Annotated in this window: 11 protein-coding genes; 3 read left to right on the top strand and 8 right to left on the bottom strand. The window is 56.9% G+C overall.

Translation table 11 applies throughout. The features are described 5' to 3' along the window. Nucleotides 1–4: 4 nt before the first annotated feature. Nucleotides 5–2,797 carry a hypothetical protein gene (locus IPN69_14105; GenBank protein ID MBK8811844.1) on the bottom strand — a complete coding sequence of 931 codons (2,793 nt, stop codon included), beginning with the start codon at nucleotides 2,795–2,797 and terminating at the stop codon, nucleotides 5–7. After that, nucleotides 2,794–4,287: a sigma 54-interacting transcriptional regulator gene (locus IPN69_14100; GenBank protein MBK8811843.1), complete on the bottom strand. Its 1,494-nt coding sequence runs from the start codon at nucleotides 4,285–4,287 to the stop codon at nucleotides 2,794–2,796. Before IPN69_14100 ends, IPN69_14105 begins: the two co-directional genes overlap by 4 nt. Before the next feature lie 279 nt (nucleotides 4,288–4,566). Here IPN69_14100 and IPN69_14095 point away from each other — a divergent pair, with 279 nt between their 5' ends. The 3 genes from IPN69_14095 (at nucleotide 4,567) to IPN69_14085 (ending at nucleotide 8,407) form a co-directional block, all read left to right on the top strand. Continuing rightward, nucleotides 4,567–6,027, top strand: a complete 1,461-nt coding sequence (locus IPN69_14095) for an ammonium transporter (protein ID MBK8811842.1) — start codon at nucleotides 4,567–4,569, stop codon at nucleotides 6,025–6,027. Nucleotides 6,028–6,815: 788 nt separating this feature from the next. Continuing rightward, complete coding sequence (locus IPN69_14090; protein ID MBK8811841.1) at nucleotides 6,816–7,703, top strand: RluA family pseudouridine synthase; 888 nt, start codon at nucleotides 6,816–6,818, stop codon at nucleotides 7,701–7,703. 23 nt (nucleotides 7,704–7,726) lie between these two features. Further along, on the top strand, nucleotides 7,727–8,407 hold the full coding sequence (locus tag IPN69_14085) for a hypothetical protein (protein ID MBK8811840.1): 681 nt from the start codon (nucleotides 7,727–7,729) through the stop codon (nucleotides 8,405–8,407). Between the two features lie 84 nt (nucleotides 8,408–8,491). Here the strand turns inward: IPN69_14085 and IPN69_14080 are convergent, their stop codons facing one another. The 6 genes from IPN69_14080 to IPN69_14055 all read right to left on the bottom strand — a co-directional run bounded on the left by IPN69_14080 (nucleotide 8,492) and on the right by IPN69_14055 (nucleotide 15,216). Further along, on the bottom strand, nucleotides 8,492–10,084 hold the full coding sequence (locus tag IPN69_14080; protein ID MBK8811839.1) for a D-aminoacylase: 1,593 nt from the start codon (nucleotides 10,082–10,084) through the stop codon (nucleotides 8,492–8,494). A 312-nt stretch (nucleotides 10,085–10,396) separates the two neighbouring features. Beyond that, complete coding sequence (locus IPN69_14075; protein MBK8811838.1) at nucleotides 10,397–11,125, bottom strand: hypothetical protein; 729 nt, start codon at nucleotides 11,123–11,125, stop codon at nucleotides 10,397–10,399. 138 nt (nucleotides 11,126–11,263) lie between these two features. Beyond that, a complete protein-coding gene (locus IPN69_14070; protein ID MBK8811837.1) occupies nucleotides 11,264–11,926 on the bottom strand; it encodes a hypothetical protein in 663 nt (220 codons plus the stop codon). 32 nt (nucleotides 11,927–11,958) lie between these two features. Beyond that, nucleotides 11,959–12,750 carry a PorT family protein gene (locus tag IPN69_14065; protein MBK8811836.1) on the bottom strand — a complete coding sequence of 264 codons (792 nt, stop codon included), beginning with the start codon at nucleotides 12,748–12,750 and terminating at the stop codon, nucleotides 11,959–11,961. Between the two features lie 71 nt (nucleotides 12,751–12,821). Then, the gene (locus IPN69_14060; GenBank protein MBK8811835.1) at nucleotides 12,822–14,111 is read right to left on the bottom strand and encodes a dihydroorotase; all 1,290 of its coding nucleotides are present in this window, start codon (nucleotides 14,109–14,111) and stop codon (nucleotides 12,822–12,824) included. A 169-nt stretch (nucleotides 14,112–14,280) separates the two neighbouring features. Further along, entirely contained in the window at nucleotides 14,281–15,216 is a 936-nt protein-coding gene (locus tag IPN69_14055; protein ID MBK8811834.1) for an aspartate carbamoyltransferase catalytic subunit, read from the bottom strand. Nucleotides 15,217–15,289: the final 73 nt, after the last annotated feature.

The following is a 15,289-nucleotide window of genomic DNA, read 5'->3' as shown; positions in this document are numbered from 1 at the left end:
CGGACTATTCGTGCATCAATTCCTCGAACGCTTCGCGGACATTGAGGCGATGCACGGTCAATTTCTCGGAAAGGTCGGCGGCGGAGGCGAGTTTCATCCGCCGAGCGACGACCTCGAGCGCGTCGCGGTTGGCGGCGGGGAATTTCGTGGAACGCCCGATCGTCAGGCGGAGTTCGTGATCGAGCGCGGAAAGGAACTCGTAGCCGAACGACAAAGCCTCGAATTGGTCCGCGGAGAGCGAACCCCGTTCGTAAAGCTTGCGGAGCATAAACCCCGTCGAGCGGTTTTGCGGATCATCCGGCACATCATCCCGAAGCTGCAAAAAACGCATCGCAAAATAGATGTCGAGCATTCCGCCGGAACCGTACTTGATATCTATGTCGCGGTGCGTGCGCCCGGCCTTTTGAGACTCGAGCCGATCCCTGACCCGACGGGCCTCAAGGCGAAGTTCATCGCCATCGACGCCCCGGGCCCGTGCGAGGATGATCCGCCGAGCCTCGGACTCGATAATGCGGGCGAGTTCGAGATCGCCGCCGACGGCGCGCAGTTTGACGTATGCGAGCAGTTCCCAAACATCTGCACGGGTCTCGAAATAGTTCAGAAACGCACGCCGCCCGGTCGCCAACGCGCCGTTCTTTCCGTCGGGCCGAAGCCGCAGATCGACGCGGTACAGGCTGCCTTCGCGCGTCATCGCCGACAATGCGGTGACGAAGACCTCGACTGCTTTCCCGAAGAACGCGGCGCGCGTCAGTTCGGATTCGTCGAGAAATCCAAGCTCGGCCTCGTCGTCGTAAACGAGCACCAGATCGAGGTCCGAGCCGTAGTCCATCGCGTTTCCGCCGAGTTTTCCAAGTCCGAGAACGGCGAACGGGAATCGATCGATGCCGACGCCGAGTCGGTGCGTCAGTTCGTTTTGCGTGACAAAGAGCGCAGCGGCGATGCTGGCCTCGGCGAGTTCGCACTGAAGTCTTTTGGAGTCGGACTTCGTCAGCTGCCCAAAGACTTCCGCGACAGCGATCCCCAACAAAAACCTGGACTGAAGCCGGCGCAATGACGCGAGTCTTGACGCAAAGTTCATTTCATCCCGAACGATGGTTTGAAGTTCCAATTTGTAATCGCGCGCGGCAAATCCTTCAGCAGATATTTCGGCCAACACTTCGACAAGTTCGGGATTGGCGGTGATCGAACCCGCAAAATACGGCGAGATTTCGGCAAGATCACGCAAGACGGATAGCGTTCGTTCGTCTGGCTCGGCGCCCGATTTTTCGAGCGATGAAACGGCCGCGCCGTAAGCCGGATTGCTGGTTCTGATCGAACTGCCGGTCGTCGCCGATTCGCCCGGCGTTTCCGGTTCGGAGTCGATATCGACCAGAGCGCTCTCGTCGAAGATCCGGCAAAACGTCCGATAGACTGCGGCCGTTTGACGCGCAAGAGCCGCGTCGAATTTCGTCAGATCTTCGAAATGCATACGTTTTGCGACCGGAAACCGCCGTTCGGGGTCGTTCGGAACGAGATGCGTCTGAAGTCCGTGTTCCATCTGCAACCGATGCTCGAGGCGCCGCAGAAAAGAATAGGCGTCGGCAAGTTCCGTGTGCTCGGACTCGGTGATCAGGCCGCGGTCGGCAAGCCGCGAGAGCGAGATCAGCGTATGCGGTGCCTGCAACCATTCGTCGGCGCCGCCGTGAGCCAGTTGCAGCGCCTGGGCGATGAACTCGATCTCACGGATTCCGCCGTGTCCGAGCTTGACGTCAAACCCGTTCGCGGATTGCTTTTCGAGATTGATCCTTTCCTTTGACAGGCGGACGTTGCGGAGCGCTTCAATGACCGAACCGTCCTTTGAAAAGACACTCGGCCGGACCGTTTCGAAAAACCGCCGATATATCTCGGCGTCGCCCGCGCAAGCTCGCGAACGGATCAGAACCTGCCGTTCCCAAGGCTGCGCCGTCGTCAAATAGTATTGCGCCGCGTCGCCTCCGGGAATTGCCAGCCCACCGACCCTGCCGTGCGGCCGGAGCCGCATATCGACGCGGTACGCGGCGCCCTCGCCCGACTGTTGGCCAACGAGTTTGATAATGTGTTCCGATAGCTTTACGAAATACTCCCGATTCGTCACGGCACCGCGCGAACCGTTGCCGGACGTGTTTCCTTCCGACGAGTAAAGAAACAAAAGGTCGATATCGGAAGAGTAGTTAAGCTCGCGCGAGCCGAGCTTGCCGAGCGCGACGATGCAGAAAGTCGCTTCGGCCGAACGGCCCTTGTCGTCCGTTTCGAGCGGAGCGCCGAAGCGATTGTCCAGTTCCTGGCGTGCGATGCGCAGCGCGAATTCGAGTATCGCGTCGGCGAGATCCGAGATTTCTTCGGTGATCTCGGCAACGGTTTTGAGGCCTCGGATGTCGAGCAAATATATCCGAAGGAGTTCGCGTCGGCGGAACCGCGAAAGCAAGACGTGAGTTTCGAGCGTCGAGTTCGTCAGTGCAAAGCGCGCGAGCGATTCGATCAGGTCTTCTTTCCCGCGGGATCTCGACGAAACGCGCTGGCGTTCGAGCCACGAGAAATACGATTTATGTTGGAGCAGCGTGGTGGCGAGCAGAGGGCTGAAAGCGACGAGCGTCAAAACGTCGGAGAGAAGCCCATCATTGCGCCGCAATCGTTTTTCCTCGAGCGGGAACCGGGCCGAAAGATCGACAAGAAACCGCTCCGCGCTCTCCGCGTCCGGCAGGTTCCGCATAATGTTCCCGACCTGTTCGTCTTGCACGATGTTGAGTCTCTCGGTGTCCGAAATCGAGAATCGCTTCATTTGAAGCGTTTTGGCGTGATTCCGTACCTCTTGATTTTATAGCTCAAGATTCGTTCCGTCGAATCGAGCAGACGCGCGGCCTTGGCGACGTTCCCGCGGGCGGTTTTCAGAGCGTCCTGTATAAGATCGCTTTCGTACGCTTCGACAGCCGCGGCGAGGGAGAGTTCCGCGACAGTGTCGGAGATTTCGGCGGTCTGCAGCGTCGGCGGAAGGTGATGGCCGTGGATCACCTGTTCGTCGCAGACCAGGACCGCGCGTTCGATGACGTTCTCGAGTTCGCGGACGTTGCCCGGGAAATGATAGCTGGTAAGCATATCGATGGCAGGCGTTGATATGCGCTTGATCTCTTTGCCGTGTTCGCGCTCGTATTTGTCGAGGAAATGCTCGGCGAGCAGGAGGATGTCCGATTTTCGTTCACGCAACGGTGGAAGGAAGATCGTAAAGACATTGAGCCGGTAATAAAGATCCTCGCGAAACGTGCCGTTGGCGATCTCTTCCTCGAGATTCTGGTTCGTCGCCGTGATGAATCGCACGTTGATCTTGATAGTCTCTGTTCCGCCGAGCCTTTGGATCTCGCGCTCCTGAATGACGCGGAGCAGTTTCACTTGAGTCTGCGGCGGAAGATCTCCGATCTCGTCGAGGAAGATGGTTCCGCCGTCGGCCATTTCGAAGCGGCCTTTTTTCAGACGGTCGGCACCGGTAAAGGCGCCCTTCTCAAAGCCGAAAAGCTCGGATTCGATCAGTGTTTCGGGCAGCGCGGCGCAGTTTACCTTGATGAACGGGCGTTTCGAACGCAGCGAATTGTAGTGGATCGCGTGCGCGATCATTTCCTTTCCGGTCCCGCTCTCGCCGCGCAACAGGACCGTCGCGTTCGAACGCGCGACCTGCGAGACCTGGTCGTAGACCTGGCGCATCGCGCTTGAATTCCCGATGATCTGCGAGAAGTCATACTTTTCCTTGAGTTCCTGTCGAAGGTGCGAATTCTCGTCGGCAAGAAGTTGGCGTTCGGCCGAGACGGCGTACTCGATCTTGAATGCCTGCGAAACGAGCGCCGCGACGACAGCGATGAATGCCGGCAAGACTTGGGAATCGCCCGCCGGGATTTCCGAACAAAAGACGCCGAGCGGTCGGCCTTCAAGGATTATCGGCTCGACCGCAACTGTCGACGAGGTAGCCGACTGCAGAAAACGAAGCGAAGGGTCAGTCGCGGGATCGGCCACGGAACGTCGCTTGCCGCTCAGGAACACGTCTTGGAGCGCGCTCTTGCGTGCCGAGGTTTCGACGCGGCGGAATTCATCGATTCCCAAGCCGTTGGCCGCGACCATCGACAGCTTTTCCGCTTCGGTCTGGTATACGAGGACGCAGCTCCGCCGAATCCCGGCCCGCTCGGACAGGATCTCGAGAACCGCCGAGAAGGCGGATTTTGGAGTTTGCGAATCATTCAGTTTGAGAATGATGCGCTCGATCGTTTCGAGTTGATTCGGCGACATTGACTTTGAAATCCTACGAAATTGTCGGAAGTCGACAAGCGTTGTTTTCGACTTTAGCAGGGTAATCGGGAAATATTCAAATGCCTGATCCAAATCAGACAAAAATGTCGGATGATTGTTCAATATTCGACAATATTGTAATAAAAGTGGTCGCGCTGAAATCCGACGATCGCACGGAATGGGTTTCAAGTCCTTATCCGAAAAGCGCTTGCGGGCTTTCATCCGCTGTGGAACGGCGATTGCCGACGTGTTCTTGCGGAATCACCCGAGCCCGAAACAATGAAAAAGTTGAACATTTCAAAATCGTTCCAAACGGCCGCATTCGTTTTGGCCACCGCCGTCTGCGTCAAAGCCGAAGATCTCGCTGAACGGATCGCGCAGCTCGAGGCCGGTTCGGCTCGCGCTCAAATGAGCGCCGATAACGCCTGGGTTCTCCTTTGCTCGGCGCTCGTCCTGCTGATGACCGTTCCGGGGCTGGCGCTCTTTTACGGCGGCCTCGTACGGCAAAAGAACGTGCTCTCAACGATGCTCAAAAGCCTTATCTCGATCGGCATCGTAACGCTTTTATGGGCGTTCGTCGGGTACAGCCTGGTTTTCTCAGAAGGAAACGCTTTCATCGGCAGTTTCGACTTCGCGTTTCTGCGCGGCGTCGGCGGGAGTCCGAATACCGACTATTCCGCGACCCTTCCGCAGCAAACGTTTATGATCTTCCAACTGATGTTCGCGATCATCACGCCGGCGCTGATCACGGGCGCGTTCGCCGAGCGCATCCGGTTCGCGGCGAAACTCGCGTTCACCGTGCTTTGGACCCTTTTCGTTTACTTTCCCCTCGCCCATATGGTCTGGGGAAAAGGCGGTTTCCTGAACGCCGCGCTCGGCGGCTCGATTCCGGCGCTCGATTTCGCCGGCGGAACGGTCGTCCATATTTCATCCGGCGTTTCGGCGCTTGTCTGCGCGATCTGGCTCGGCAAACGGCTCGACTACAACAACGAACCGACAACGCCTCACAATACCGTCTTCAGCCTGATCGGCGCCGGACTGTTGTGGTTTGGCTGGTTCGGATTCAATGCCGGCAGCGCGCTTTCAGCCAACGCGCTGGCGACGAACGCGTTCGTCACGACCCACTTTTCGGCTGCGACGGCGATGCTCGCCTGGACCATCATCGAGTGGCTGACGCACGGAAAACCGACGACCCTCGGAGCGATCTCGGGTGCCGTCGCCGGGCTTGTCTGTATCACGCCCGCCGCCGGATTCGTCACGCCGATCGCGGCGATCGGTTTCGGATTCGTCGCTGGCGTCACTTGCTTCTATATGGTATCTGAGGTCAAGCGCCGGTTCGGTTATGACGACACGCTCGACGTCTTCGGCATTCACGGTATCGGCGGAATTCTCGGCGCGCTTTTGACCGGCGTCTTTGCGACGTCCGCCGTAAATCCGATCTTCGCCGATGCGTCGGGAAACGCGCTTCCGGTCGGAATGCTCGAGGGAAATTGGATGCAGGTCTTCAATCAGCTTGCCGGCGCGGGGTTGACGATCGTCCTCGCGGTCGCGGGTTCGGTCGTGATCTTGAAGTTGGTCGATCTGTTTATCGGCTTGCGGGTCAGCGAAAGTGACGAAGCCGCCGGGCTCGACGTGACTCAGCACGGTGAAACGGCGTATGTTTTTGAAGGGGAATCAATTCACGCATCGAACGAACCGGCGACAGCACCGAGTCTGACGCCGGCGTTCGAGACCAAGTAAAGTTCTTAAAACATTTGGGGTTCGCATCCTATCACGCAACTTGGGGAAGATTGTCGGGATGCGAACCCCGAATTTATTTGCGATTTGCGATTTGCGATTTGCGATTTGGGGGACTAAAACGAGATTCCGGATTCCGGATTCCAGATTCCAGATTCCAGATTCCAGATTCCAGATATTCCAAATTCTAGATTCCAGATTCCAGATGCGGGAGCTTTGAAATACCGGCTTGAAGGAAATCGGCGGCGTTTAACCACAGATGAACACGGATTTGCTGGATGGAGCGGATTTGTTTCAATCGATAGAGAAACGCTTGTTTCGAAGTATCCTCTTGCATCCGATCTATCTGTGTCCATCTGTGTTAGGAACGGCGCCGGGACCGCCGTTATGTAGGTTTTTCAAAGCTCCAGATTCCCGATTCCAGATTCAAAATCCTAAGTATTCAAGATTCCGAGAGCCTGTCGGAAAAGCCGTTTGAGAACTGAATTTGCCTCTTTAAGCGTGCGGAGCACGCGATCTTGCGATAGCACCACGTGAAGCGGAGCGGAACGCGGTGGCTGGGCGCGCCAACCTCGACAGCGTGTGTAGCACGCGTAACTCTCGTGTGTGCAACAGTTCCGCGTTTTACATACGTTCGCTGGAGTCGTCGGTGGTGACACCTGGGTTCCGCTCCGCTTCACGTGGTGCTATCGTAACTGCGTGTGCTCTGCACACTGAATCGTTTTTTCGACAGGTTCCCGGAGATCGAAAAATCGAAAATCGAAAATCGAAGATCTCAAATGACCAATCCGATGTCACACAGATTCGAGTTTCAGGTTCCGCCAGAACACCGCAAGCAACGCCTCGACGAGTTTCTGTTTGCGCAGTTTCCGCATCTGAGCCGGATGTATCTTCGCGATCTCGTTCGCGACGGCAAATGCGACGTCAACGGGACGCACGAAAACCGCGGCTACAGACTTCGAACCGGCGACTTTGTCGAAATCGACGTCGACCGCGCGCGGCAACCTTCAATGCAGCCCGAAGACCTTTCGTTGGACGTCGTCTTTGAAGACGCAGACCTGCTTGTCGTCAACAAGCCTTCGGGAATGCTCATTCACCCGACCGTCCGCGTCCGATCGGGAACTTTGCTCAACGCCGTTGCGCATCATTTGAACGCCGACGGCCCGGAGTTTTTCCGCCGTGCCGGACTCGTTCACCGGCTCGACAAGGATACTTCCGGAATCGTGGTCCTGGCCAAAAACATTCGTGCGCATCGCATTCTGGCCCGGCATTTCCAGCGTAAACTTGTTGAAAAGAAATACCTTGCCGTCGTCGTCGGCGAACTGACCGTCGAGCAGGGAACGATCGAGGCGCCGATCGGACGGTTCGCGGAAGAACGTCTTTGGGCGGTCAAGGAAGACGGCAAACCGTCGACCTCGAAGTTTCGGGTCGTCGAATTCAAGAATGGCCGGTCTCTGCTCGAACTCGAACCCGTCACGGGTCGCACAAACCAATTGCGGATTCACCTCGCGCACATCGGCCATCCGATCGTCGGCGATACAAGATACGGCGGACAGCCGTTTTCGCGGCTCTGCCTCCACGCCTTCAGACTCTCGATCAATCATCCTTCGAGCGGTGAACTTCTGAGTTTCGAGGCCGCCGCGCCGGTTGAAATGGAGTTTTCGGCGAACTCAATTTAGAATTGAAGGACGGAGCGACACATATGAAAACCGAAGCCGTGTACAAGAAGATCAGAAAACTCATAAACGAACGCGAACTTGACGATGCGAACCTCGACGAAGCGTTCGATTTGCTCAATGAGATCGTCGAAAAGGACCCGAACTGCGCCTGGGCGTACGGGCTGTTGGCGGAGATCTTTTACTGGTTCGGCGAAACATCCGAACCGGAAGACAAGTTGGTCAACTACGAGGAAGGCGTAAGCCTCGGTGAAAAGGGTGTCGCGGCCGACCCGAACTCGCTTGAGGCCAACTTCTGGCTCGCGGTCAACTACGGGTCGTTTGGTCAGGAAAAGGGAATTATGAAGAGCCTCGCATTGATCAACCCGATGAAGGAATGCGTCGAACGCGCGATGAAGGTCGACGAAAGTTACTTTTACGGCGGCCCTTGGCGGGTTCTCGGCCGGCTCTATCACAAAGCGCCGGGATTTCCGTTTTCGATCGGCAACAGCAAAAAGGCGATGGATTGCCTTCAGAAGGCGCTTGAGTTCGGCCCGAATTTCTATCTCAATCACCTTTTCATCGCCGAACTTTGCATTTCGAACGGCGACCGCGCCAAGGCGCGCGAGCATCTGGAGTGGATCATCAACGCGCCGCTCTCGCCGAATCACGAGACTGAAGACGGGATCACGAAACGCGACGCCGAAGCTCTTCTGGCGAAGTTGTAGATCCGTTGTTCATCGGGCGGGCGAAATTTGTTTCGCCACGAACTGCACGAACATCACGAATTCATCTGGGAGTCCTTCTTGCTTTCAGTTCAAATACCCCGGGCCGCGGAGCGCTTTGCCGGGCATCTTGCCGGTCAACTTCGTGCCGTCGAAAACGATTTCGCCGTTGACGATCACCGTTTGAAATCCTTCGGCGTACTGGTGCGGATTTTCGAACGTCGCCTTATCCGCGACCGTGTTCTCGTCGAAGATAACGATGTCCGCAGCGAAGCCCTCGCGGATCAGGCCGCGGTCGCGTAGGTTGAACGTCTGCGCCGGGAGTGAGGTCATTTTGCGGATAGCGTCCTCAAGCGTGATGATCTTGAGTTCCCGCACATAGCGTCCAAGAACGCGGGCGTTGTTGCCGTATCCGCGCGGATGCGGGACGCCGGCGCCGAAACGGGCCACTCCGCTGTCCGAAGCGATCATCGTAAACGGCTGTCGCATAATGTTTTGCACGTCATCCTCGTTCATCACGTGGTAGACCATCTGAGCGCCGCCTTTGTCGTACATTTCGAGGAACTGATCGATCTGGGCGTCGAGTTTCTTTTTTCCCCGAACCAATTTCGTGATCTCGGCGATGTTCTTGCCGTTGAACTCCGGATTTGCGCGATAGCTTGCGACATAGGCAAAGCTGTAGTCCTTGAAGTTCTTCCTCTTCAGTTCATCTTTCATTTCCCGCACTACTTTTTTACGCGTTTCCGGATCGGCAAGCCGTTTCCGGCCCTCTTCGCGTCCGCCCGCGATCGCCCAACTCGGGATTCGCGCGTCGAGCGACGTCGACGACGCAGTATATGCGTACTGATCGACGGTCACCGTCAGCCCGCGTTTTCGGGCCGCTTCGACAAGCCCGATCGTCGTCGGCGTCTGCCCCCAGAGAGCCTTGCTTGAGATCTTGAAATGCGAAATGTCGACCGGCATATTCGCCTGTTCGCCGATGTTGATCGCTTCTTCGATCGCCTCGACGACCTTTGTGCCTTCGTCGCGAATATGGGACGCGTAAACCCCTCCGAACTTTGCCGCCGACTTCGCCAGTCCGACGACCTCTTCGGTCTTTGAAAATGTCCCCGGAACATAGATCAGACCGGTCGAGAGTCCGAGTGCGCCGTCGCGCATCCCTTTCTCGACGAGTTCGTTCATCGACGTTTGTTCTTCGGGTGACGGATCACGATTGTCGAGTCCCATCACCTTCGACCGAACCGAGCCGTGCGCGATGAGTGTCGAAATGTTCAAGGCGAGAGGTTTTGATTCAACGCGTCCGAGAAATTCCTTGATGTCGGTCGCCGAACCGCCACAATTGCCGGTGACGAGTGTCGTCACGCCCATTCGTACAAAATTTTCGGCCGCTGGATTCGAAAAAACATCCTCGACGTGCGTGTGAACGTCGATGAATCCCGGCGCGACGATCCTGCCGGCCGCATCGATCGTCGCCTTCGCTCCGGATGCTTCGACACGCCCGATCTTGACGATCTTTCCATCGCGAATCGCGACCGACCCGCGAAACCAGGGGTTGCCCGTGCCGTCGACGATGCGCGCATTCGTGATCACCAGGTCGTAGGTCCCGGAAGTGTCGGGAACGCTCGCAGTTGTCGAAAGAAGGATGCAAAGAATCAGGATGCCCGAAAAAACTAGTCTCATAGCACAACTAAAATGCCCAGAAACCGACGGTTTGTCAACATTTTCGATTTTCGTCCGCCGGATCCGAATGCCACGCCGGCGGCATTTCGAATCTCACCGGTATCTGGAATGAACCGCGAAATCAGCCTACACCCAAGTGTCGAGCGCATGGCGCGGATCGGCGCGAGTTTGGGTTCTGGATTTGTGATTTTGGATTTGAATGCACCGTGCGCATCGATCGGTCCGTAAACAATCGCAAATCGCAAATCGCAAATGGAGAACCCACCGAACCGCCCGGCAATCCGAAATCCGAAATCCAAAATCCAAAATCGGCTAGTCAGCCCGGAGCGGCGCGACGTATCGATCCCAGAAGTCCGACGCGGCCGAGCGGAATTCGCGCGGCGCGGAATTGAACGCGTCATCGAAATTCTTCTCGCCGCGTTCCCGATAATCAGGCACCTCAACCGAATTCGTCCCGCGCACGGCGAGTTTCTTTTCGCCACTGTGCATCATCAGTTTGTAAGGGATCGGCGAAACGTCGCAGCCGCCGGCGATGTTGTAGACGAACATATTCTCGGCGACGCCGTCGCCATCGATGTCGCGGACGTCGATCGGCGATGTCAGGCCTTTTCCGTTGTCGCAGTAGTTCTCGGCGTTATCCTGTATCTTCCAAAGAAGCCGCGTCGAACCATCTTTGACGGCATAGAGATAGCCGTAAATGAAATGAATCGAATCGTCCTGACCGCGGACCTGTTTTCGTTCGGTAACGAGGAGAGTGTTCTCACCGTTCGAGTCGATCCAACGCGCGCCGTCCGTGATCCGGCCTTCATACGCAAAATCGCCGGGCACTGAACCGGAAGAGAAATCCAGTTTCTTGTATTTTGCCGGCGTGCTCTCGGCCGTCGTTCCGGCAATCGGAGAATCCTTCGATGCCTCGGCGTCGGCCGCACGTCCCGCTTGCGTCTCGTCAGCGGGCGTCTCGGCCGAACTTTTTCGACCGCTCGTCCTGCAGCCCGAACCAATGAAAACAAGAAACAACAAAAAAATAGCCGCAAATCTCATAATTGTTCCCCCTATTCCTGCTTTTGAAAGCAAAGCGGATATCAATTAATGCCTCTGCAACTATTCTAACGGCACTTTCCAGCGAAGTTTCACCCGCGCAAAATTAGTTCCGCCGACACCGCAAACAACCTGCGCTGATTACTTTGATTTGCACGGTTTGCCCGGGGCCGCGTCGGCGAGTTTGCGTGCCTCTTCGTTTTGTTCAGACGACGGTCGGACGACGTCTGTGATGCAAGATTTCTCAGCGCCGATCTTCGCAACGACGAGATATGAGGTCGTTTCAGTCTGATCTTTTTTGTCGCTCGCAATGAATCTGACGATCATCGCGAACGGAACGGGCTTGCCGTCCTTCTTCTCGACGCGCCATTCGGCCTTTTCACCGAATTCCGAAAAGGCGTTCGAGACGTTCGCCTGGAAATCAAGTTCCGACTTCTTGCCGCCCGGCGGGACAACGTTCATCGACTGGCGAATATCGTCCTCGTAAACCTCGAGTTTGTAGCCGCCGACGCCGTCGCACATCTGAATGATCCAGCCTTCGGCCTCGTTCTGCGAGGTCGTTTTGCATTTCTTCGCGGCGATATCCGTGTAGATCGACTCAAATCGATCCGACGAAACTTTGGTGTTGTCGGCGTTTGCGGCGGCGGGTGCCGGGCTTGTGCCTGAATCACTCCTGGCGGCGGCGGAATTCGAATTCGCCTCGCCCGCCGTATTTGCGGTGGTATTTGAAACTCTCGAACAACCGGACACGCCGATGATTACCGGAATGATCGCCAGCAGTATAAGCGATTTGAATTTTTTCATAGGTTTTGTCGTCAATCGACGATCGCGTCGGATTATTTGCCCAAGCCGAACGCGTAACCGAACGAGATCACGAGATTCCCGGTCTTGCTGTTCCCGTTGAGCACCGTGTCTTTCTGGATCGACACCAGGCCGTACGAAACGCACGCGTCGAAAACGAAATAGTTCTTCTTGTGCGGGATCTCGAATCCGCCGCCGCCCGTCAATCCGAAATTATGTTTGTTGAGTTCGTCCTTGATGTCGGTCGTCGCGTCGAACGGGATCGCCGGAAACGGAGTGCCGACCGGCGGAAGCAGCAACGGAACGCGCCCGTCGCGATCGAGGAAGAGCGTGCTGTTGCCGTTGGTCACGGTTTCAGCCTTGACCAGCAACCCGTAATAAGCACCGCCGTTTACGAACAATCGCGGTTTTGTCTTCGGGCCGAATTTGTATTTTGCCAAAACCGGAACTTCGAGATAGGTCAGTTTCGCGGTGTTGTTGAAATTGGCGTAATAATAATTTCCGGCCGGAAGCGCCGGAAGTCCCGGTATCGGCTGCGTCACGGGCTGAATCCCGTTGCGTTTTCCGCCCTGGCCGGCGTAGTTGACCTCGAACTGGAGCGAGGTCCGTTTGGCGACGCCGAATTCGAAAAATGCCCCGAAATTCGGCGCGACCCGCGATTTGTAATCGCGGCTGAGTTCGTTGTCGTCGCTGCTGCTGAGCTGCGGAATGCTGACTCCGCCTTTGAACCCGATGTAATTTTCCTTGTCGTCCTGTGCGAAGATCGTTGCTGCAAAAGCAAGAATGGCGATCAACCCGGTCAGGGTCCGATGTCGATTGCGTGTCATAAACAATTTCTCCTGTTTTGATTCTTGGAATTGAACGGTTCGATTGTAACGGCGAAGCGTCGAACTTCCAACTACCCGCCGCGCCGGTAAACGATTTTTCCGCCGACGATGGTGGCGACCGCCGCGCCGTGAAAACTGCGTCCGTCGTAAGGTGAATTCTTCGATTTCGAACGCGATTCGGCGTTGCGGTAGACCCAATCGAGCGTCGGGTCGAGCAGTGTCAGATCGGCGTGCGATCCGACTTTCAGCGTTCCGCGTTCGCGAAGGTGGAAAACGCGCGCCGGATTCGTCGAAAACAGCTCGACCAACCGCACGAGATCGATCAAACCTTTGTGAACAAGCTCGGAAAACGCGAGCCCGACGGCGGTTTCGAGTCCCGTGATGCCGAACGGTGCGCGGTCGTATTCAAGCGCTTTTTCATCGGCGTGGTGCGGGGCGTGATCGGTCGCGATGGCGTCGATCGTGCCGTCCTTGATCGCTTCAAGGATCGCCGCGACGTGTTCTTCGCTGCGCAACGGCGGCGCCATTTTGGTATTCGTGTCGTAACCTTCGACGGCGGCATCCGTAAGCGTGAAATGGTGCGGCGCGACCTCGCACGTCGCGTGAATGCCCTCCGCCTTCGCTCGGCGGACGATCTCGATCGAGCCTTTTGTCGAAATATGAGCGACGTGGATGTGCGCGCCGGTTTCCCGGGCGAGATAGATGTCGCGCACGGCGTCGAGGTCCTCGGCAAGCGCCGGCATTCCCTTGAGTCCGAGCAGCAGGGAAACGCGGCCCTCGTGCATAACCCCGCCCGATGACAGCGATTTGTCCTCGCAGTGATCGACCACCGGAAGATCGAAATCCTTGGCATATTCCATCGCGCGGCGCATCATTCCGGCGTTCGGCACGGGACGGCCATCGTCGGATACCGCGACCGCGCCGGCGGCCTTCATTTCGCCCATCTCGGCGAGCTGCGCGCCATTTGATTCCTTGGTGATCGCGCCGACCGGGAAGACGTTCGCGAGCCCGGCGCGTTCGGCCTGCTCGATCATATAACGCGTGATCGCGGCGTTGTCGTTGATCGGATTCGTGTTCGGCATCGGGCAGACGCTGGTAAATCCGCCGGCGACCGCCGCCGCGCAGCCCGAAGCGATCGTCTCCTTGTGCTCCTGACCAGGCTCACGCAGGTGAACGTGCAGATCGATGAATCCCGGCGCGACGACGAGCCCGCTGGCGTCGAACACTTCCGCGTCCGCCGGCGGCTGTTCGCCCCGTCCGATCCAGGCCGCGACGCGTCCGCCCTCGATAAGGACGTCCATTCCGCTGTTCTGATTTTGTGCCGGGTCAATAAGATGACCGTTTTTGATAAGAAGTTTCATTCAGAAATCAAAAGTAAAAATGAAAAGTCGAGATTCGAGATTCCAATAATTCCAAATTCCAGGTTCCGGATTTTCCAATCGCAAATCACCGCGTGAAAATCCAAAATCCAAAATCCAAAATCCAAAATCCGAAATCCAAAATCCGAAATCGCAAATCGCAAATCGCAAATCATCCTCCGCCCGTCGCCAGATACAGCACCGCCATTCTCACTGCGACACCGTACTTCACCTGATCGAGAATCAGAGACCGCGAACTGTCGGCGACTTCCGAAGCGATCTCGATGCCGCGGTTCATCGGGCCCGGATGAAGGACGATCGCGTCCTTGCGCGCGAGATCGAGTCGTTCGTTGGTCAATCCGTAATGTATCGAATACTCGCGCAGCGTCGGAAAATACGCCGAGTCCTGACGCTCGCGCTGGATTCGAAGGATCATCACCACATCGGCGCCACGGATCGCGTCCTCGACGTGAGGGCAGACCGTCAGATCCTTTTCCACCAGATGCTCAAAGTCCCTCGGCACCAGGGTCTTCGGGCCGGCGACGCGAACGCGCGCGCCGAGTTTCGTGAGCAAGTGTATGTTCGAACGCGCGACGCGGCTGTGCAGGATGTCGCCGAGGATCGCCACCTCGAGCCCCTCGATCGTCCCCTTGTGCTCGCGGATCGTCATCGCGTCGAGCAGCGCCTGCGTCGGATGTTCGTTCGCGCCGTCGCCGGCATTGACGATCGCCGCTCTTGAGACCTTGGCGAGCTGATGCGGGACGCCTGCGCTGCCGTGACGGACGACGATGCAGTCCGGCTGCATCGCGTCGAGATTAAGCGCCGTGTCGACCAGCGTTTCGCCTTTGGTAACGCTCGATGACGAAACAGAGATGTTGACAGCGTCGGCTGAAAGCCGCTTCGCCGCGAGTTCGAACGAGGTCCGCGTCCGCGTCGAATTCTCGAAGAACAGATTGATCACGGTCTTGCCGCGCAGGGTCGGAACCTTCTTGATCTCGCGCTGGTTGATCTCGCGGAAGTTTTCGGCGGTGTTCAAAATACCGGTGATTTCCGCGGCCGAAAGATCGCGGATGCCGAGAAGATCACGTCGTCGAAAAGGCTTTTCCATAATTCGGAATTGAGATTGGGGATTGCGGATTTGGTCGGACACGTCGGCTTGAAGACAAATCCGAAATCCCAAT

It is taken from the genome of Acidobacteriota bacterium (assembly GCA_016715115.1).
In the GTDB taxonomy this organism is placed as follows: Bacteria; Acidobacteriota; Blastocatellia; order Pyrinomonadales; family Pyrinomonadaceae; genus JAFDVJ01.
Note: the sequence above shows the minus strand (reverse complement) of the source record. Positions and strands in the feature narration are given on the sequence as shown.